The sequence below is a fragment of the Scandinavium manionii genome, assembly GCF_024764775.1.
GTDB classification, from domain to species: Bacteria; Pseudomonadota; Gammaproteobacteria; order Enterobacterales; family Enterobacteriaceae; genus Scandinavium; species Scandinavium manionii.
Genome location: NZ_JALIGC010000032.1, coordinates 71,462 through 90,401 on the forward strand (window position 1 = coordinate 71,462; position 18,940 = coordinate 90,401).

Genomic DNA, 18,940 nt, shown 5'->3' on the forward strand with positions numbered 1-18,940 from the left:
GATGAAAAAAATAAAATATTTCTCCACGCTGCTGGTTGCAGCCCTGGCACTGATTGCTGTGTGGCTGGTCTGGAATTACTACATGCAGTCACCGTGGACCCGTGACGGAAAAATCCGCGCTGAGCAGGTCAGCATCACGCCGCAGGTTTCGGGCAGTATCATGGAACTGAATGTGAAGGATAACCAGCAGGTTAAAGCGGGTGATGTGCTGTTTCGCCTCGATGCCACACCGTTTCACATCGCGGTGATGAATGCCCAGGCGCAACACGCTAAGGCTCTGTCTGATATGACAAAAGCGAAATCAGATATGGACAGAGCGCAGTCGGATATGGATAAGGCACGACGTGAGGCCGATCGTCGTCGTCATTTGCCAAAAAACTTCATCTCTGCAGAAGACCTCGACACGGTTAACATCGCGCTGCAAACCGCCAAAGCCAATGCCGAAGCTGCCAAAGCTAGCGTTGCCGCCGCCAAAGCCAATGCCGATGCCGCTAACGCCGCGCTGGAACACGCCAACTGGCAGCTATCGCAAACCGAGGTCAAAGCCCCGGTTGACGGCTGGGTAACCAACGTGTCCACTCGCACTGGCGATTACGCCGCCGTCGGCCACCCGGTATTCGCCCTCGTAGACAGCCATTCATTCTATGTCGTGGGCTACTTCGAAGAAACCAAACTTCGTCACATAAAACCTGGCGTCAGCGCCAGCGTGGTACTTTACAGCAACGGACAGACGTTACAGGGTCACGTCGCCAGTATTGGGCGCGCCATCTCTGATCAGAGCGTTGGCCCGGAGGGTAGCCTGATTGCCGATGTCAAACCGACCATTCCGTGGGTGCGCCTGGCCCAACGCGTGCCGGTGCGTATCGAGTTCGATAAGCTGCCAGACGATATTATTCTGGTGTCGGGTACCACTTGCACCGTGTCGATTGGCTCTCTGTAATGACCCTACAGGCCCTCAACTGGCGGTCGCTGCCGTGGATTAAAGCGACCCGTCCGCAATGGCGATATGCGCTACGCAACGGCATCGCCATGTGTCTGGCCCTGAGTTTTGCGTATTACATCAATCTCGACCAGCCCTACTGGGCAATGACCTCCGCCGCTGTGGTGAGTTTCCCCACCGTCGGGGGGGTTATCAGTAAAAGCCTCGGGCGAATCGCCGGCAGTCTGCTCGGTGCCGTCGCTGCGATCCTGATTGCCGGACACACCATGACTGACCCCTGGCTTTTCCTGCTGGGGCTATCGGCGTGGATCGCCTTTTGCACCTGGACCTGCGCGATGTACATGAATAACGCCGCGTATGCGTTCCAGTTGGCGGGATACACCTGCGCCATCATCGCCTTCCCAATGGTCAATCTGGTGGATGCCACCCATCTTTGGGATATCGCGCAGGCCCGCGTCTGTGAAGTTGTCCTCGGGATTTTGTGCGGCGCGATGATGATGATGATCCTGCCCAGCACCTCCGATGGCACTACGCTTCTGACCGCCCTGAAAAACATGCACGCGCGCATTCTGGAACATGCCAGCCTACTGTGGCAGCCGGATACCACGGATGCGATTCGTACCGCTCATGAGAGCGTCATCGGTCAGATCCTGACCATGAACCTGTTACGCATTCAGGCATTCTGGAGCCATTATCGTTTCCGACGCCAGAACAGCCTACTGAACTATCTGTTACACCAGCAATTACGCCTGACCAGCGTGATTTCCAGCCTGCGCCGGATGTTGATTAACTGGCCTGAATCCCCCGCCAATACCCGCGATGTGCTCGAAAAATTATTTGCCGAGCTCGCGAGAACGGATGCCAATACGTATTCCGTCGCACGGATAATCGCGCCGCTGGCCCCACGCAATCCGATGGATTACCGGCATCAGGCGTTCTGGCAGCGACTGCGCTATTTTTGCCGGCTTTATTTGACCTCCAGTCGTTGGCTGAAACGACTGGAAAATGCTTCAGCGATCACTGAGTTTGACGTCCCGGCGGCGCCAGCGCTGACCCGACGAACCGACCACGCCGAAGCGCTGTGGAACGGGCTGCGCACCTTTTTCGCGCTGATTATGGTCGGGGCATGGACCATCAATACCCAATGGACATCCGGTCCTGCGGCGCTGACCCTGGCGGCAATTTGCTGCGTACTGTTTTCAACGTCGCCCTCACCGTTCAATTCCCTGACGTTGCTGCTGCGCACGCTGCTTTGGCTCTCGCTGTTCAGCTTTGCAGTAAAGTTTGGCCTGATGGTGCAAATCAGTGACCTCTGGCAATTCCTGCTGTTTCTGTTCCCCCTGCTGGTCACCATGCAACTGTTCAAATTACAGATGCCGAAATACGCGGGGCTGTGGGGACAACTGGTGGTATTTATGGGCTCGTTTATCTCGGTCACCAACCCGCCAGTATATGATTTTGCAGGATTTCTCAATGATAACCTGGCGAAAATTATCGGCGTAGGTATGGCATGGCTGGCCTTTGCGGTGCTGAAACCGGGCTCTGACGCGCGTAAAAGTCGGCGTCATATTCAGTCGTTACGTCGTCACTTTATTGATCAGCTGAGTCGTCGCCCTCAGCAAAGTGAGCATGAGTTTGAATCGCTGGTTTATCACTACATCAGCCAGCTCAGTAATAGCCAGGATGCCCTTGCCCGCCGCTGGCTGCTGCGCTGGGGGGTGGTGTTGCTCAACTGTTCCCACGTGGTCTGGCAGTTACGTGATTGGGAAACACGTTCCGATCCGCTGGTGCAGGTCCGGGATCTGTGCATCAGTCTGCTGCGGGATGTAATGAGCGAACGCGGCGTCCAGCAGCGCCCGCTGGCATCTACGCTGAGCGAGTTAAAGCGGATTTACGAAACCTTAGGCCATCACCACCAACCTGCTGCCAGAGAACTGGCGGCGATAGTCTGGCGGCTTTACTGTTCTCTGTTACAGCTTGAACAGGCCCCGGTAGCGGGCACCCTCACCGAAAGAACTACTTGATAACCCCACAGGCATAGCGCACGCCGCCACCGCCGAGCGGTTTCGGCTGATCGGACATGTTATCTCCACCGACGTGGATCATCAGGGCCTTGCCTTTCACTTCATCGAGTTTTTTCAGACGCGGCGCCAGCACGGGCTGCGTGGCTTTCCCCTCTTTATCCACCACCAGCACGGGCAAATCACCTAAATGCCCCATTCCGGCGGGTCCTTCGTGTTTACCGGTATGATCCGGGTCCAGATGACCACCCGCAGCTTCGGCCGCACTGGCTTTACCCTCTTTAATTGCAGGCTGGCAGCTACCGTTGGCATGTACGTGGAAACCGTGCTCGCCGGGAGGCAATGCTTTAAGGTCAGGGGAAAATTCGAGGCCTTTATCGGTTTCGGTGATTTTTACTTCACCAATGGACTGTCCGACGGCTTGCGGGGTGACAAGATTCATTTCCACTTCCGTGCTGGCCGCGTATGCGCCGCTTGAAATGGCAAGAGTCAGTAACGTGAGCGTAATGCGCTTCATAGTACCTCCAAAAAAAAGTGTCCCTGGTAAGTCTAAACCAGGAACACCTTTCTGGACGGAACATCAGCGCAAAGCGTGATTACGGTACGTCGTAACCCAGCGCGGCTTTACGAATACGGAACCACTGCTGACGGGTCATTTCGAGGTGCTCAGCAACAATCGCAGAACGCACGCGCTCGATTTTGCCGGAGCCGATAATTGGCAGTGGCTGAGACGGCAGACGCATCACCCAGGCGTAAACCACCTGTTCAATGCTTTCCGCGTTCAGTTCTGTCGCTACGTTGGCAAGCTCTTCGCGCAGTGGGGCAAATTTGTCGTCATTGAACAGGCTACCGCCACCCAGGCACGACCACGCCATCGGTCGCACGCGCAGCTGTTGCAGCTGATCGAGCGTGCCGTCCAACAGTAGCGGCTGGTGAACCGGAGAAAGTTCGACCTGGTTAGTCGCCAGAGTAAACGGCAGACGTGATTGCAGCAGCGAGAATTGCGCCGGGGTAAAGTTAGACACGCCGAAATGACGCACTTTGCCACTCTGATGCAGCTCGGTGAAAGCTTCAGCCACTTCGTCTGCATCCATCAGCGGATCGGGGCGATGGATCAGCAGCAGGTCCAGATAGTCGGTGGCCAGATGGGTCAGGGACTGCTCGGCGCTGCGAACGATGTGGGATTTATCGGTGATATAGTGCCCGATAGCGTGTTCAGGTTTTGCGGTGGTCGCAATTCCGCATTTGCTGACCACTTCCATACGCGAACGCAGCTGCGGAGCCAGCTTCAAGGCTTCGCCAAACGCGGCTTCGCACAGATAACCGCCATAGATATCGGCGTGATCGACGGTGGTAATACCGAGGTCGAGATGCTCTTCAATAAAGCTGACCAGCTGCTGCGGGGACATGTTCCAGTCCATCAGACGCCAGTAGCCCATTACGAAGCGGGAGAATTCCGGGCCATTTGGCGCGAGAGTAATACGCTGAACCATACGAGCTTCCTCAACTGAAAAATTTCATCGAGTATACGCACATTTAGCATTAAAACAGTGAAGGCTGATCAGGTTCTTCAGGTAAAGCAGATTTGTTTGCGCGGATTTTGCGCAGCAGACGTTGACGGCAGAGGCGCAGCACCTCCTGCTTTTGAGCATCATTGAAATTTTGCCAGTGGAAGCGTTCGTCGCGGCTGCGCATACAACCCCGGCAATACCCGCGTTCATCGGACTGACAAATCCCCCGGCACGGACTCTGTACCGGGAAAAACTCCAGTTGTTCTGCCACGCCGACCCCCCTGTTATCTGCATACTCTCATTGAAGCCTGATAATGCGCATCCTGCAACCAGCAATCATTTATCTCTTGCATTAGACCGATCGGTCTACTACATTTAACCCCCATGAACAAACATACCGAACACGACACCCGCGAACATATCCTCGCTACCGGCGAGCGTTTATGTATGCACCGCGGCTTTACCGGAATGGGACTTAGCGAGCTGCTGAAAACGGCAGAAGTGCCAAAAGGCTCGTTTTATCACTATTTCCGCTCTAAAGAAGCGTTTGGTGTTGCGATGCTTGAGCGCCACTACGCAGACTATCACCAACGTCTGTCTGAGCATTTTGCCCATGGAGAAGGCAACTACCGCGACCGTCTACTGGCCTATTACCAGCACACGCTGAACCAGTTTTGTCAGCAAGGCATTATCAGCGGTTGTCTGACGGTAAAACTGTCAGCCGAAGTGTGTGACCTCTCCGAAGTGATGCGCACGGAAATGAATAAAGGCGCCAGTCAGATTATTGTTCTGCTGTCCCATGCGCTTGAAGAAGGACGTAAAGAGAAAAGCCTCACCATTTTCGGTGACGCCCATACCCAGGCCGAAGTGCTGTATTCGCTGTGGCTGGGGGCCAATCTTCAGGCCAAAATTTCTCGCAGTGCGACGCCGCTCGAAAGCGCGCTCGAACATGCGAAGACCATGATTGCCGCGCCTGGCCCATAACAGGCGTTTTTATTTATCGATTTACTAGACGACCGGTCTATTCAGGAGTCATGCACTATGTCACAACACAAACTGTTTACCCCGCTCAAGGTTGGTGCTGTCACGCTGCCTAACCGCGTACTGATGGCCCCGCTGACGCGTCTTCGCAGCATCGAGCCTGGCGACATCCCTACTCCATTGATGGGTGAATACTATCGCCAGCGCGCGAGTTCCGGGCTGATTATCTCTGAAGCGACGCAGATTTCTGCTCAGGCGAAAGGCTACGCGGGCGCACCTGGCCTGCACAGCCCAGAACAAATTGCCGCGTGGACAAAAATCACCGCAGGCGTACATGCTGAAAACGGTCACATCGCCGTTCAGCTGTGGCACACCGGCCGTATTTCGCATAACAGCCTCCAGCCTGGCGGCCAGGCGCCGGTTGCACCATCTGCGCTGAGCGCGGGCACCCGCACTTCCCTGCGTGATGCTAACGGCCACGCCACTCGCGAAGATACCTCTGTACCGCGCGCGCTGGAACTAGAAGAAATCCCGGGCATCGTTGACGATTTCCGCCAGGCGGTGGCGAACGCTCGAGAAGCCGGTTTCGACCTCGTCGAACTACACTCCGCGCACGGCTACCTGCTGCACCAGTTCCTGTCGCCATCAGCAAACCAGCGTACCGATCAGTACGGTGGCAGCATTGAAAACCGCGCCCGTCTGGTGCTGGAAGTGGTCGACGCCGTCAGCAAAGAGTGGAGCGCGGATCGCATCGGGATCCGTGTTTCGCCGATTGGTTCTTTCCAGAATACCGACAACGGCCCGAATGAAGAAGCCGATGCGCTGTATCTGATTGAAGAACTGGGCAAACGCGGCATCGCTTACCTGCACATGTCTGAGCCAGACTGGGCCGGTGGTCAGCCTTATACCGAAGCATTCCGTCGTAAAGTACGCGAACGTTTCCACGGCCCAATTATCGGTGCCGGTGCGTACACTCCGGAAAAAGCAGAAGATCTGATTGCTAAAGGTCTGATTGATGCAGTGGCATTTGGTCGCGCATACATCGCAAACCCGGACCTGGTTGCACGTCTGGAGCGTAAAGCGGAACTGAACCCGCAGCGCCCGGAAAGCTTCTACGGCGGCGGCGCGGAAGGCTATACTGATTACCCTACGCTCTAATCCCCGCATTGATAGCGGCGGGCATCCGCCGCTATACTGATTGTCCTGCTTTATAAACAATATGATAAGGGGAAGACTATGCGCCTACTTCACACCATGCTGCGTGTTGGCAATCTGCAACGTTCCATCGAGTTTTACACCAACGTACTGGGCATGAAGCTGCTGCGCACCAGCGAAAACCCGGAATACAAATATTCACTCGCCTTTGTCGGCTACGGCCCGGAGAGTGAAGAGGCGGTCATCGAACTGACCTATAACTGGGACGTTGAAAGCTACGATCTCGGCACCGCTTACGGCCATATCGCGCTGAGCGTAGATGACGCCGCAGAAGCCTGTGAACGCATCCGCAATAACGGCGGCAACGTAACCCGCGAAGCCGGCCCGGTAAAAGGCGGCACCACCGTTATTGCCTTTGTCGAAGATCCAGATGGCTATAAAATCGAACTGATTGAAGCCAAAGACGCCGGTAAAGGTCTTGGTCATTAAGACTCCCTGGGTGCTACGGCACCCATTTTTTTGCTCCCGCCTCTGCTGCAACCGCTGGCAAAATTTGCCATAATGCGCGCTACTTTTTGTAAGCCTAAGAGATACTGATGTCCGACAACGCTCAACGCAATGCTCTGTGCGACCGCTTCCGTGGTTTTTATCCTGTAGTTATAGATGTAGAAACAGCGGGCTTTAACGCCAAAACGGATGCGCTGCTGGAAGTCGCCGCCGTGACGTTAAAAATGGACGAAGACGGCTGGTTGATGCCGGACAGCACACTGCATTTCCATGTTGAACCGTTTGAAGGCGCGAATCTGGTCCCGGAAGCGTTGGCGTTTAATGGCATTGATCCTAATGACCCTGCGCGCGGTGCCGTCAGCGAATACGACGCCCTGCACGCCATCTATAAAGAAATACGTAAAGGCATGAAGGATCAGGAGTGCAATCGGGCAATCATGGTGGCGCACAACGCCACGTTCGATCACAGCTTTATGATGGCCGCCTCTGAGCGCGCCGGGCTGAAACGCAATCCGTTCCACCCGTTTGTGACTTTTGATACCGCCGCCCTGAGCGGGCTGGCACTGGGGCAAACCGTGTTGTCGAAAGCCTGCCTGGCTGCAGGAATGGAATTTGACGGCAATAAAGCGCACTCCGCTTTGTACGATACCGAACAGACGGCGCAGCTGTTTTGCGAAATCGTCAACCGCTGGAAACGCCTGGGCGGCTGGCCGTTACCGTTGCCAGAAGGCGAAAGCGAAGAATAAAAAAAAGCGACCGAGGGTCGCTTTTTTATTGCCAGTCAAAAACTTACTCAGCGCTGCTCTGCTCGTCGTCTTTGTACTTAGCAGCCGTCTCTTTGATCAGTTGTTGCAGTTCGCCACGCTGGTACATCTCAATCAGGATGTCACAGCCGCCAACCAGCTCACCGTCAATCCACAGCTGTGGGAAGGTCGGCCAGTTTGCATATTTTGGCAGCTCAGCGCGGATATCCGGGTTTTGCAGAATATCAACATAAGCGAAACGTTCGCCACAGGCAGAGAGTGCCTGAACCGCCTGAGCAGAGAAACCGCAGCTTGGCAGTTTCGGGGAACCCTTCATATACAGAAGGATTGGGTTCTCGGCGATTTGGGTCTGGATTTTCTCAAGAGTCGTACTCATATCTTGCTTCCTTAAACTTCTTTTTATGGCTGTAGTCGCTAAGTGTAACGTCAACGACGGCTGTCAGAAAATAACATTTTGTTCACGATAATGCATTTTACCTCTGACGTTTTGAAGTTGCCTTAAAAATATGCCTTTATCGGCCTGCCCCGCGTAAACATGAGCATTTTCCGAGCATGTTATGTCCAGTTTGACGCATTTTTTTGCAGTCGCTAACGAAACTGTGCATCAGATACAAAAACACTATTAACAATTAATGTTTTTATGCTTTAGAATCGATTCGTTTTGTCAATCATACCCAGGCATGACCGTTTGCCTGCTTAACAGAGGAATGCTCAGTGGCGCGGATAAATAAAGTCTCGATCACGCTCTGTGCTTTGCTGTTTATATCGTTGTCCATTACGCCTTTGTCCCACGCATCCGAACAGGCGCGTACATCTGCATCGCAAAAATCCCACCAGGCGAAAGCAGACCGTAAAAAGAAAACGACCAGCAGCAAAACCAAATCAACGGCCAAAACCTCCAGCAAAAAGAAAACCAGTACCCTTAAGAAAACAACGACCGCCAAAAGTAAAAAAACATCCGCCGTCAGTAAAACCGCCTCCACCCGCAAAATTCATAGCCCCGCGCTGAAAACCGCCTCCGTTAAAATGGCGCAGAAATGCAGCGTGCGTAAAGGCCATAAAAAGAAATGCGTTAGCGAAGACGTGAAACCGTTAACCATTGCAGATGCACACAAAGCGCGCGTGCAGAAAGCACAAAAAACGGCGATGAATAAATTGATGGGCCAGATTGGCAAACCATACCGTTGGGGTGGCACTTCGCCGCGCACCGGTTTCGATTGCAGCGGTCTGGTTTACTACGCGTACAAAGATCTGGTGAAATTCCGTATTCCTCGCACCGCGAATGAAATGTATCACCTGCGTGATGCGCGGTCTGTTAACCGGGGTGAGCTGCAAAGCGGCGATCTGGTGTTCTTCCGTACCCGCGGTCGTGGCACTGCCGATCACGTAGGCGTTTACGTTGGCAATGGTAAATTTATTCAGTCCCCGCGCACCGGCCGCGATATCCAGATTACCTCTCTGAGCGAAGATTACTGGGCGAATCACTACGTTGGCGCACGGCGCGTGATGACGCCTAAAACAATTCGCTGATCCCTGCCCTGTCGATCTATCGACAGGGTAAGTTCTTCTTTAGCCACATCTTTTAATTTGCTACCCTATCCATACTCAATGCATGGTTATTGAGTCATAAAATAATAGGGAGAATAAGCAATGTCATTCGAATTACCTGCATTACCGTATGCAAAAGACGCCCTGGCGCCACACATCTCCGTAGAAACGCTGGAATACCACTACGGCAAACATCACCAAACGTATATCACCAACCTGAACAATCTGATCAAAGGCACTGCGTTTGAGGGCAAAACGCTTGAAGAGATCGTTCGCACTTCCGAAGCGGGCGTTTTCAACAATGCTGCACAGGTGTGGAACCACACGTTTTACTGGAACTGCCTGGCACCAAACGCCGGTGGCGAGCCAACCGGTGACGTCGCAGCCGCTATCAACGCGAGCTTCGGCAGCTTTGCTGACTTTAAAGCGCAGTTCACCGATGCCGCTGTTAAAAACTTCGGCGCTGGCTGGACCTGGCTTGTGAAAAATGCAGACGGCAAACTGGCTATCGTTTCTACGTCTAACGCGGGTACCCCGTTAACGACTGACGCCAAACCGCTGCTGACCGTAGATGTATGGGAACATGCCTACTACATTGACTACCGTAACGCCCGCCCGAACTATCTCGAGCATTTCTGGGCGCTGGTAAATTGGGAATTTGTCGCGAAGAACCTGTCGGCATAATTTCTGGCCCGGTGGTTTCCCGCCGGGCATGTTATCAATGACTGGTAAAGACTTCTTCTGACTGACGACGCCCAGTCATCAGCACCACCAGCAACGCAACACCGGCAATTATCGCCCCCATCACTGGCACAAAGCTGTACCCCAGGCCTCCTGAGATAACCGCCCCGCCCGCGGCCGCGCCCAGCGCATTGCCCAGATTAAACGCCCCGATATTGACCGATGATGACAGGCCCGGCGCTTCATGTGCCACACGCATCACGCGCATTTGCAGCGGAGGGACCACCGCGAAGGTCGCCGCACCCCAGATAACCATGCTCACCGCCGCGCCGATTTCGTTTTGCGCAAGCCACGGGATAGACGCCATGATAACGATCAGCAGTGTCAGGAAGCCTTTCAGCGTGGCGGTCACGGAGCGGTCAGCAAACTTGCCGCCCAGATAGTTACCCAGAGAGAAACCGATACCAATCAGCACCAGCATGGCGGTGACGAACAGCGGTGTCGCATGGGTAATGGTGTGCAGCACCGGCGAAATATAGGTGTAGAGCGTGAACATCGCCCCGGCTCCGAGCACGGTCGTCAACAACGCCGTCAGCACCTGCGGACGCACCAGAACCGACAGTTCCTTTTTCACGTCAGGGCGTTCACCGCTGCTGCCCTTCGGCAAGGAGAACCACAGGCTAACCATCGCTACCAGGCCAAGTCCGGCCGTCGCGAGGAACGACATCCGCCAGCCGATGGTTTCACCGAGCCAGGTCGCCGCCGGAACGCCGCCGATATTAGCGATCGTCAGCCCCATAAACATGGTCGCCACCGCGCTGGCCTGCTTGTGCTTAGGCACTACGCTGGCAGCCACCACCGAGCCGAGGCCGAAGAAGGCCCCGTGATTAAGACTGGTGATAATGCGCGACAGCAGCAGCGTGGTGTAATCCGGCGCGATAGCCGACAGTACGTTGCCGAGCGTGAAAATGGCCATCAGGAAAATGAGCGCATTACGGCGCGCGCGATGTGAAAGCAGCAACGTCATCAACGGCGCACCAACCATCACACCAATGGCATAGGCGCTGATCAGCATCCCGGCGGCAGGGATAGAGACATCGACGCCTTTAGCGATAACGGGCAGCAAGCCCATTGGCGAGAATTCCGTGGTCCCGATGGCAAACGCCCCGATTGCCAACGCCAGCAGGGGAAAATTGATTTTCATGTAACGACTCCGGTAAGCCATCCGTCTGGGATGGTGCAACAGCAGAAGTCAAAAGCATGACATCAATCACAAAAAAACAGAAGTAAACAAAATGGCAAAAGTTTTTTGCAAATCTGGTAACAATCGGCAGGAAGATGAGGCGGAGGAAGAGAACTCTCCCTCCGTATAAATCAATGCAGGACGGCGGTCAGACCGGCGGCAACAATCACGGCCAGCGCAATCACGGTCGTCATCAGAGAGAGCTTAAGGTCGGTACTCATCAATTTTTCTCCTTTTAATCCCCACAACAAAAGTGAGCTTGCTCATTTTTGCACAACTGTACGCAAAAATCTTCCTGGTTTTAAGCTCATAGCGATTTTTCTCTTTCCCTTTGCCTCAGAATCAGACAAAATTCCACGCTAATTTAAAAGCGTACCAGCCATTGACCCCCTCCTGTCGTCCTGTCTGTATCCCGGCGTACTGCAATTCAATTGAATTGTGTTAAGGGTGTGTAAAGGCAAACGTTTTCGTGTTGGTAAACAGGCGTAAGGAAAGGGTCTGGAGTGAGAACGAATGGCAACTATTAAAGATGTAGCGAAGCGCGCAAACGTTTCCACTACAACAGTGTCACATGTAATTAACAAAACGCGTTTCGTGGCGGAAGAGACCCGCAACGCGGTGTGGGCGGCCATTAAAGAGCTGCACTACTCTCCTAGCGCCGTAGCGCGTAGCCTGAAGGTGAATCACACCAAAACAATCGGCCTGCTGGCAACCAGCAGCGAAGCCGCCTATTTTGCTGAAATCATTGAAGCCGTTGAGAAAAACTGCTTCGAGAAAGGCTATACCCTGATCCTGGGTAACGCCTGGAACAACCTGGAAAAACAGCGCGCCTATCTTTCAATGATGGCGCAAAAGCGCGTCGATGGCCTGCTGGTGATGTGTTCTGAATACCCGCAGTCGGTGCTCGAGATGCTGGAAGAGTACCGTCACATCCCGATGGTGGTGATGGATTGGGGCGAATCTAAAGCTGATTTTACCGACTCGGTAAATGATAACGCTTTCCAGGGTGGCTATATTGCCGGACGCTATCTGGTCGAACGCGGTCATCGCGAAATCGGCGTCATTCCTGGCCCGATGGAGCGTAACACTGGCGCCGGACGTCTGGCAGGTTTCATGAAAGCCATGGAAGAAGCGCAAATCAACGTGCCTGAAAACTGGATTGTGCAGGGTGATTTCGAGCCTGAATCTGGCTATCGCGCCATGCAGAAAATTCTTGCGCAACAGCCACGCCCGACCGCCGTGTTCTGCGGCGGTGACATTATGGCGATGGGTGCCTTGTGCGCCGCAGACGAAATGGGCCTGCGCGTTCCACAGGATATTTCAGTCATTGGCTACGATAACGTGCGCAATGCGCGCTTCTTTACCCCTGCCCTGACCACTATCCATCAGCCGAAGGATTCGCTGGGTGAAGCGGCCTTCGATATGCTGCTGGATCGTATTGTCAATAAGCGTGAAGAGTCGCAGTCTATTGAAGTGCACCCGCGCCTGATCGAGCGCCGCTCGGTTGCCGACGGTCCGTTCCGCGACTACCGCCGTTAATGATCTCTCAGGAGCCGGTTATTCCGGCTCCTGTAACCACTCTTTATTCAACGTTTCACTGTCCCCCAAATACTCCAGCAGCCAGCTCAGCGCCGGTGACATGTCATTTTGTTGCCAGGTCAGGCAGCATGCCGCATCCGGGAACGGATTTTCCAGCTCCAGCACCACCCATTCACCGCTGTCGATATACGGACGGGCAAAATGCGTGGGCACCATTCCAGCACACAGCCCGGCTGAAAGACAGGTCGCGGAAGATTCCCAGTCCGGCACCACAATCCGTTTTTGATTATCCAGCAGCCAGGTGATGCGTTTCGGCAACGATCGCGAGGTATCTTCCTGCACCAGCGCCGACCAGTTGCGCAACACATCATCGCTGAGCGGGCCGGGCATCTGCGCCAGCGGATGTTGACTCGACACCACGCAGTTCCAGCTCAGCATCCCCATATCGCGAAACGCGTAACGTCCACCGACCGGGATCGCCTGGGTGGCCCCAATAGCCAGCTCCACGCGCCCGTCGGATAACGCATCCCACACGCCGTTGAACACTTCCTGGAATACGCACAGTTCGACATCCTTAAAGTGGCGATAGAAATCGACAATCATCTGCCGGGTGCGTTCCGGACGCACAATATTGTCCACCGCGATGGCCAAATTGCCGCGCCAGCCGTTGGCGATTTGCTGACACTGCTGACGGGTGATCTGCATTTTTTTGATAACAGAGCGCCCCTCTTTCAAAAACCAGGCACCTGCGGGGGTTAATTCCACGTCTCGATGGCGTCGTTCAAACAGCGGAACCGCCAACCATTCCTCTAGCTGACGTACGGTATAGCTGATCGCAGAAGGCACACGGTGCAACTCCTGCGCGGCTGCGCTGAAGCTCCCGTTACGCGCTACAGCGTCCACGACTTCAAGAGAATATTCTGACCACATAGGTTGCCTGCAAAAAATTTGAACTCACCAGACAAATATTAGCGTTTCACAAGCGAAGTTGCACTCCCTACACTCTGCTGCCATCGACACCTGCAACGAGAAAGAAAATGAATAAACAACCTGGGAAAGGATTTTTGTGCTGGCTGGCTGGCCTGAGCGTACTCGGTTTTCTGGCAACCGATATGTATCTGCCCGCATTTTCCGCCATTCAAACCGATTTACAAACCCCTGCCGCCGCCGTCAGCGCCAGCCTTAGCCTGTTCCTGGCCGGTTTTGCCCTCGCTCAGCTGATGTGGGGCCCGCTGTCTGACCGTTACGGTCGTAAACCTATTCTGCTGACCGGCCTGGCGATATTCGCCGTTGGCTGTCTGGGGATGCTGTGGGTCCGTGATGCTACCCTGCTGCTGGTGCTGCGCTTTGTGCAGGCGGTCGGCGTTTGCGCCGCTACCGTTACCTGGCAGGCGATGGTCACCGATTATTATCCGGCTCAGCGCACCAATCGTATCTTCGCGACTATCATGCCGCTGGTTGGACTATCCCCGGCTCTGGCACCGCTGCTCGGCAGCTGGATCCTGCATCATTTCGAATGGCAGGCAATTTTTGCCACTCTGTTTGGCATTACGCTGCTGCTGATGCTGCCTGCGCTGCGTCTGCAAAAACCGGTGCGCATCGTGCATAAGGAAGAGCAGCCCCTGACCTTCCTGACGCTTTTGCGCTCGAAAGATTATCGCGGCAACGTACTGATTTACGCCGCCTGCTCCGCCAGCTTCTTCGCGTGGCTGACCGGCTCGCCGTTTATTCTGAGCGCCATGGGTTACGGCCCGACGGTGATTGGCCTGAGCTATGTGCCGCAGACCATCGCTTTCCTTATCGGGGGCTACGGCTGTCGTGCCGCCCTGCAAAAATGGGAAGGTCAACAGATGCTGCCATGGCTGCTGCTGGCCTTTGCCGTGAGCGTAGCGGGCACCTTTGCTGTCGGTCTGACCGCAGGCAGTTCACTAACCACCCTGCTGATCCCTTTCTGTCTGATGGCAATGGCCAACGGCGCGATATACCCAATCGTTGTGGCTCAGGCACTGCGCCCATTCCCACACGCCACGGGTCGGGCAGCAGCGATGCAAAACACGCTGCAGTTGGGTTTGTGTTTCCTGGCAAGCCTGGTGGTTTCCACCCTGATTTCCACTCCGCTCCTGACCACCACCAGCGTGATGCTGGCCACCGTGGTTCTGGCAGGCTGGGGTTACCGGATGCAGTTTGTTGCACAACGTGATGAAAACGCAGGTTCAACTGAAGAATCACACGCATAGTATCGTTAGCGACTATGTAATAACTCAGTCATTAGTTTGCTAAGAATTTTTTATTGAATCACTCATTTTTGCGGCCTATACTGATTTCGGTAACACATAAATACGATAAATATTAGCGATTAACGGGGGAACGGATCTCCCCCGATTAACCACGGAAGGCCTTTCGGCAAGGGTTATCTCCCTTCCTCTGTTCTACGTCGGATAGCAGACTCACGGATATACCGTGAGAGTTCTCACACAACCAAAAAAACGTCTACGCTGTTTTAAGGTTCTGATCACAAGCCGCGTGATGGAGAAGCTATGAGTTCATCGTGTATAGAAGAAGTAAATTTGCCTGATGATGACTGGTACCGCATTGTTAACGAATTACTGAGTCGTGCCGGCGTCAGGGTTAATGGTTCTGCTCCCTCAGATATCCGGGTCAATAATCCCCTGTTCTTTAAACGCGTGCTGCAGGAAGGGTCGCTGGGATTAGGCGAAAGCTATATGGACGGCTGGTGGGAATGTGAACGGCTCGATGTGTTTTTTCATAATGTGCTTCGTGCCGGTCTGGAAAGCCAACTCCCCCACCATCTGAAAGACACGCTGCGTGTCGCAGGCGCCCGTCTGCTCAATCTTCAAAGTAAAAAACGCGCCTGGATAGTGGGCAAAGAACATTACGATTTGGGCAACGATTTATTCAGTCGGATGCTTGACCCGTTTATGCAGTATTCCTGCGCGTACTGGAAAGATGCCCAAACGCTGGAACAGGCACAACAGGCGAAACTGGACCTCATTTGTCAGAAGCTGCATTTACAGCCCGGCATGCGAGTTCTCGACATCGGCTGTGGTTGGGGTGGGCTGGCGCATTTTATGGCGAAAAACTACGGCGTGAGCGTCGTCGGCGTGACCATTTCAGCTGAACAGCAGAAGATGGCCCAGGCGCGCTGTGAAGGGCTGGACGTGCAAATCCTGTTGCAGGATTATCGAGATTTGCAGGATCAGTTCGACCGTATCGTTTCTGTCGGGATGTTCGAACACGTTGGGCCGAAAAACTACGCCACCTATTTCAACGTGGTAGATCGTAACCTGACGCCTGACGGCCTGTTTTTGCTGCACACCATCGGGTCGAAGAAAACGGATAATAATGTCGATCCGTGGATAAATAAATACATCTTCCCGAATGGCTGCCTACCGTCCGTACGTCAGATTGCCAACGCCAGTGAACCGCACTTTGTGATGGAAGACTGGCACAACTTCGGTGCCGATTACGACACCACGCTGATGGCATGGCATACGCGTTTTCTGCATAGCTGGCCGGAAATTGCTGACAACTATTCAGAGCGTTTCAAAAGGATGTTCTCTTATTATCTGAACGCCTGTGCCGGTGCTTTCCGCGCCCGTGACATTCAGCTCTGGCAGGTAGTATTCACCCGCGGGGCAGAAGGCGGTTTACGCGTCGCCCGATAAAACAAACCCCGGCAAGCCGGGGTTTGTTTTTACTCATCTGCGCTGATTGTTTTGGTTGCCGCTTCTTTTGCTGCCATAACACGTTCTACCGTATCCACCACCGCCTGAGTCTGCGGATCAATCTCAATGTTTACCTTCTCACCGAGCTTCTTCTTACCGAGCGTCGTGCGTTCCAGCGTTTCTGGGATCAGATGCACGCAGAATCGCGTCGGCGTGACTTCTCCGACCGTCAGGCTAATTCCGTCAATGCCGATAAAACCTTTATACAGGATGTATTTCATCAACGTCGGATCCTGAACCTTAAACCATATCTGGCGGTTATTTTCAGAGGTCAGGATTTTTGATACGTCAGCGGTGGTCATAATATGGCCCGACATTAAATGGCCGCCAATCTCATCGCTAAAACGCGCCGCACGTTCCACGTTAACCACGTCGCCCGCTTTCAGTTCGCCAAGATTAGTAATACGTAGCGTCTCTTTCATCAGGTCAAAACTGATCTGATTGCCGTTAATTTCCGTCACTGTCAGGCAGCAGCCGTTGTGGGCTATAGAGGCGCCCGTTTCAATACCGTCGAGCATATGCGCTGGCATTTCAACGATATGGGTACGAAAGTTCGGTTTCTCATCAATGGACACAATCTTAGCCGTGCCCTGAACGATACCAGTAAACATGCCATTAACTCCTGTATCTTACGAGGGCGGAATCATCACCGCCTTTTATACCCCGCACAATACCAGTTGCCATCAGGCCTTGCCAGTCAGGCTGTGCTCACTGCCATTTTTTGACTGGCTTAATACCCATTACTCGCTACAATATATTCGAAAATTCCCCTGCTCTTTCTTTTTGCTGCCAGTGCCGGCGGCTTTTTTAGTCTCTTCAACAATAACAAACAATAAAAGGTACCTCCCGTGCAAAAGTACGTTATTGAAGCGCGCCAGCTTCTCGCGCTGGCAATCCCGGTCATCATTGCGCAGGTGGCCCAGACCGCAATGGGTTTCGTTGATACGGTCATGGCCGGTGGTTACAGCGCCACCGATATGGCGGCGGTGGCTATTGGCACCTCTATCTGGCTCCCGGCGATTTTATTTGGTCACGGCCTGCTGCTGGCCCTGACGCCGGTGGTTGCCCAACTGAACGGTTCCGGTCGTCGCGACCGCATCGGCCATCAGATTCGCCAGGGATTCTGGCTCGCCGGTTTTGTCTCCATTCTGGTGATGATAGTGCTGTGGAATGCCGGTTATATCATTCACGCGATGCATAATATTGACCCGGTGCTGGCGGATAAAGCCGTCGGCTATTTGCGCGCGTTGCTGTGGGGCGTTCCGGGGTATTTGTTCTTCCAGGTATGCCGTAATCAGTGTGAAGGTCTGGCGAAAACCAAACCGGGCATGGTGATGGGCTTTATCGGCCTGCTGGTGAATATTCCGGTGAACTACATCTTTATTTACGGCCATTTCGGTATGCCAGAACTCGGCGGCGTTGGCTGCGGCGTGGCGACAGCTTCCGTTTACTGGGTCATGTTCTTCGCGATGGTTTCCTACGTGAAACGCGCCCGTTCAATGCGTGATATTCGCACCTACGAAGGGTTCGTGAAACCTGACTACGCGATAATGAAACGTCTGGTGCAGCTCGGACTGCCTATCGCGTTAGCGCTATTTTTCGAAGTGACGCTGTTTGCGGTGGTCGCCCTGCTGGTTTCTCCTCTGGGGATTGTTGATGTGGCCGGACACCAGATTGCGCTTAACTTCAGTTCGCTGATGTTCGTCCTGCCAATGTCGCTGGCAGCAGCGGTAACCATTCGCGTGGGCTTTCGTCTGGGCCAAGGTTCCACACTTGATGCACAAATCGCGGCCCGTACCGGACTTGGTGTCGGTGTCTGTATGGCGGTATTGACGGCGATTTTTACCGTGACCATGCGTGAGCATATTGCGCTTCTTTATAACGATAATCCTGAAGTGGTGACCCTGGCCTCGCATCTGATGCTGCTGGCGGCTATTTATCAAATCTCCGACTCCATTCAGGTGGTGGGCAGCGGGATCCTGCGTGGGTACAAAGACACGCGTTCGATCTTCTTTATCACCTTCACCGCCTATTGGGTGCTCGGTCTGCCATGCGGGTATATTCTGGCATTAACCGATATCGTCGTGCCGCGTATGGGCCCGGCGGGCTTCTGGATGGGCTTTATCATCGGCCTTACCTCTGCCGCAATCCTGATGATGCTGAGAATGCGTTTCCTGCAACGCCAGCCTTCCGCGATTATTCTGGCTCGCGCCTCACGCTAAGTGCCCGACAGCCGCCTCCGGGCGGCTGCTTTCTCGACAGTTTGTGCAGTGTTTCCGCAATCGCGTGAAATCTGGAAGAAAA

Annotated in this window: 20 protein-coding genes; 12 read left to right on the top strand and 8 right to left on the bottom strand. The window is 54.0% G+C overall.

Annotated elements, in window-relative coordinates; all coding sequences use genetic code 11:
- The first annotated feature begins 1 nt into the window (after position 1).
- Entirely contained in the window at positions 2–940 is a 939-nt protein-coding gene (locus MUU51_RS03435; RefSeq protein ID WP_258967113.1) for an HlyD family secretion protein, read from the top strand.
- Positions 940–2,964 (top strand): FUSC family protein, encoded by a 2,025-nt coding sequence (locus MUU51_RS03440; protein ID WP_258967114.1) that lies wholly within the window; start codon positions 940–942, stop codon positions 2,962–2,964. Before MUU51_RS03435 ends, MUU51_RS03440 begins: the two co-directional genes overlap by 1 nt.
- Here MUU51_RS03440 and sodC read toward each other — a convergent pair.
- From sodC to MUU51_RS03455, 3 genes are all read right to left on the bottom strand, one after another.
- A complete protein-coding gene (gene sodC / locus MUU51_RS03445; RefSeq protein ID WP_159767842.1) occupies positions 2,957–3,478 on the bottom strand; it encodes a superoxide dismutase [Cu-Zn] SodC in 522 nt (173 codons plus the stop codon). The two genes, MUU51_RS03440 and sodC, sit on opposite strands and share 8 nt — an antisense overlap.
- A gap of 79 nt (positions 3,479–3,557) precedes the next feature.
- Entirely contained in the window at positions 3,558–4,454 is an 897-nt protein-coding gene (locus tag MUU51_RS03450; RefSeq protein WP_258967115.1) for an aldo/keto reductase, read from the bottom strand.
- Between the two features lie 49 nt (positions 4,455–4,503).
- Positions 4,504–4,743 (bottom strand): DUF1289 domain-containing protein, encoded by a 240-nt coding sequence (locus MUU51_RS03455; protein WP_159767836.1) that lies wholly within the window; start codon positions 4,741–4,743, stop codon positions 4,504–4,506.
- Positions 4,744–4,856: 113 nt separating this feature from the next.
- On the opposite strand from MUU51_RS03455, the gene MUU51_RS03460 reads away from it, so the two are divergent.
- The 4 genes from MUU51_RS03460 to rnt all read left to right on the top strand — a co-directional run bounded on the left by MUU51_RS03460 (position 4,857) and on the right by rnt (position 7,861).
- Positions 4,857–5,456, top strand: a complete 600-nt coding sequence (locus MUU51_RS03460; RefSeq protein WP_159767833.1) for a TetR/AcrR family transcriptional regulator — start codon at positions 4,857–4,859, stop codon at positions 5,454–5,456.
- Between the two features lie 57 nt (positions 5,457–5,513).
- The gene (locus MUU51_RS03465) at positions 5,514–6,611 is read left to right on the top strand and encodes an alkene reductase (RefSeq protein ID WP_159767830.1); all 1,098 of its coding nucleotides are present in this window, start codon (positions 5,514–5,516) and stop codon (positions 6,609–6,611) included.
- Positions 6,612–6,689: 78 nt separating this feature from the next.
- Positions 6,690–7,097, top strand: a complete 408-nt coding sequence (gloA, locus tag MUU51_RS03470) for a lactoylglutathione lyase (RefSeq protein WP_159767827.1) — start codon at positions 6,690–6,692, stop codon at positions 7,095–7,097.
- A gap of 107 nt (positions 7,098–7,204) precedes the next feature.
- The gene (gene rnt / locus MUU51_RS03475) at positions 7,205–7,861 is read left to right on the top strand and encodes a ribonuclease T (RefSeq protein ID WP_258967116.1); all 657 of its coding nucleotides are present in this window, start codon (positions 7,205–7,207) and stop codon (positions 7,859–7,861) included.
- Between the two features lie 43 nt (positions 7,862–7,904).
- Here the strand turns inward: rnt and MUU51_RS03480 are convergent, their stop codons facing one another.
- Positions 7,905–8,255, bottom strand: coding sequence for a Grx4 family monothiol glutaredoxin (locus MUU51_RS03480; RefSeq protein ID WP_110508449.1), 351 nt, complete (start codon positions 8,253–8,255; stop codon positions 7,905–7,907).
- 338 nt (positions 8,256–8,593) lie between these two features.
- On the opposite strand from MUU51_RS03480, the gene MUU51_RS03485 reads away from it, so the two are divergent.
- Positions 8,594–9,409, top strand: coding sequence for a C40 family peptidase (locus tag MUU51_RS03485; RefSeq protein ID WP_258967117.1), 816 nt, complete (start codon positions 8,594–8,596; stop codon positions 9,407–9,409).
- A 120-nt stretch (positions 9,410–9,529) separates the two neighbouring features.
- Complete coding sequence (gene sodB / locus MUU51_RS03490; protein ID WP_159767821.1) at positions 9,530–10,111, top strand: superoxide dismutase [Fe]; 582 nt, start codon at positions 9,530–9,532, stop codon at positions 10,109–10,111.
- Between the two features lie 34 nt (positions 10,112–10,145).
- Here sodB and MUU51_RS03495 read toward each other — a convergent pair whose 3' ends face one another.
- Entirely contained in the window at positions 10,146–11,312 is a 1,167-nt protein-coding gene (locus MUU51_RS03495; RefSeq protein WP_159767818.1) for an MFS transporter, read from the bottom strand.
- 170 nt (positions 11,313–11,482) lie between these two features.
- Positions 11,483–11,572: a cytochrome bd-I oxidase subunit CydH gene (gene cydH, locus MUU51_RS03500; RefSeq protein WP_159767815.1), complete on the bottom strand. Its 90-nt coding sequence runs from the start codon at positions 11,570–11,572 to the stop codon at positions 11,483–11,485.
- Between the two features lie 292 nt (positions 11,573–11,864).
- On the opposite strand from cydH, the gene purR reads away from it, so the two are divergent.
- On the top strand, positions 11,865–12,890 hold the full coding sequence (purR, locus tag MUU51_RS03505; protein WP_258967118.1) for an HTH-type transcriptional repressor PurR: 1,026 nt from the start codon (positions 11,865–11,867) through the stop codon (positions 12,888–12,890).
- An 18-nt stretch (positions 12,891–12,908) separates the two neighbouring features.
- Here the strand turns inward: purR and punR are convergent, their stop codons facing one another.
- A complete protein-coding gene (punR, locus tag MUU51_RS03510) occupies positions 12,909–13,820 on the bottom strand; it encodes a DNA-binding transcriptional activator PunR (RefSeq protein WP_258967119.1) in 912 nt (303 codons plus the stop codon).
- A 107-nt stretch (positions 13,821–13,927) separates the two neighbouring features.
- On the opposite strand from punR, the gene punC reads away from it, so the two are divergent.
- Positions 13,928–15,127, top strand: a complete 1,200-nt coding sequence (gene punC / locus MUU51_RS03515; protein ID WP_258967120.1) for a purine nucleoside transporter PunC — start codon at positions 13,928–13,930, stop codon at positions 15,125–15,127.
- 300 nt (positions 15,128–15,427) lie between these two features.
- Entirely contained in the window at positions 15,428–16,576 is a 1,149-nt protein-coding gene (cfa, locus tag MUU51_RS03520; RefSeq protein WP_159767803.1) for a cyclopropane fatty acyl phospholipid synthase, read from the top strand.
- A 29-nt stretch (positions 16,577–16,605) separates the two neighbouring features.
- Here cfa and MUU51_RS03525 read toward each other — a convergent pair whose 3' ends face one another.
- The gene (locus tag MUU51_RS03525; protein ID WP_258967121.1) at positions 16,606–17,247 is read right to left on the bottom strand and encodes a riboflavin synthase subunit alpha; all 642 of its coding nucleotides are present in this window, start codon (positions 17,245–17,247) and stop codon (positions 16,606–16,608) included.
- Between the two features lie 237 nt (positions 17,248–17,484).
- Here MUU51_RS03525 and mdtK point away from each other — a divergent pair, with 237 nt between their 5' ends.
- Entirely contained in the window at positions 17,485–18,858 is a 1,374-nt protein-coding gene (mdtK, locus tag MUU51_RS03530; RefSeq protein WP_258967122.1) for an MdtK family multidrug efflux MATE transporter, read from the top strand.
- The last annotated feature ends 82 nt before the right edge of the window (positions 18,859–18,940 follow it).

Bases quoted from the DNA above. Each gene is read 5' to 3' on its own strand.
- sodC (WP_159767842.1), bottom strand. From the start codon at position 3,478: ATGAAGCGCATTACGCTCACGTTACTGACTCTTGCCATTTCAAGCGGC.
- gloA (WP_159767827.1), top strand. From the start codon at position 6,690: ATGCGCCTACTTCACACCATGCTGCGTGTTGGCAATCTGCAACGTTCC.
- MUU51_RS03495 (WP_159767818.1), bottom strand. From the start codon at position 11,312: ATGAAAATCAATTTTCCCCTGCTGGCGTTGGCAATCGGGGCGTTTGCC.
- MUU51_RS03525 (WP_258967121.1), bottom strand. From the start codon at position 17,247: ATGTTTACTGGTATCGTTCAGGGCACGGCTAAGATTGTGTCCATTGAT.
- purR (WP_258967118.1), top strand. From the start codon at position 11,865: ATGGCAACTATTAAAGATGTAGCGAAGCGCGCAAACGTTTCCACTACA.
- cfa (WP_159767803.1), top strand. From the start codon at position 15,428: ATGAGTTCATCGTGTATAGAAGAAGTAAATTTGCCTGATGATGACTGG.
- cydH (WP_159767815.1), bottom strand. From the start codon at position 11,572: ATGAGTACCGACCTTAAGCTCTCTCTGATGACGACCGTGATTGCGCTG.
- punC (WP_258967120.1), top strand. From the start codon at position 13,928: ATGAATAAACAACCTGGGAAAGGATTTTTGTGCTGGCTGGCTGGCCTG.
- rnt (WP_258967116.1), top strand. From the start codon at position 7,205: ATGTCCGACAACGCTCAACGCAATGCTCTGTGCGACCGCTTCCGTGGT.
- MUU51_RS03435 (WP_258967113.1), top strand. From the start codon at position 2: ATGAAAAAAATAAAATATTTCTCCACGCTGCTGGTTGCAGCCCTGGCA.
- sodB (WP_159767821.1), top strand. From the start codon at position 9,530: ATGTCATTCGAATTACCTGCATTACCGTATGCAAAAGACGCCCTGGCG.
- MUU51_RS03465 (WP_159767830.1), top strand. From the start codon at position 5,514: ATGTCACAACACAAACTGTTTACCCCGCTCAAGGTTGGTGCTGTCACG.
- MUU51_RS03450 (WP_258967115.1), bottom strand. From the start codon at position 4,454: ATGGTTCAGCGTATTACTCTCGCGCCAAATGGCCCGGAATTCTCCCGC.
- MUU51_RS03440 (WP_258967114.1), top strand. From the start codon at position 940: ATGACCCTACAGGCCCTCAACTGGCGGTCGCTGCCGTGGATTAAAGCG.
- MUU51_RS03460 (WP_159767833.1), top strand. From the start codon at position 4,857: ATGAACAAACATACCGAACACGACACCCGCGAACATATCCTCGCTACC.
- punR (WP_258967119.1), bottom strand. From the start codon at position 13,820: ATGTGGTCAGAATATTCTCTTGAAGTCGTGGACGCTGTAGCGCGTAAC.
- MUU51_RS03480 (WP_110508449.1), bottom strand. From the start codon at position 8,255: ATGAGTACGACTCTTGAGAAAATCCAGACCCAAATCGCCGAGAACCCA.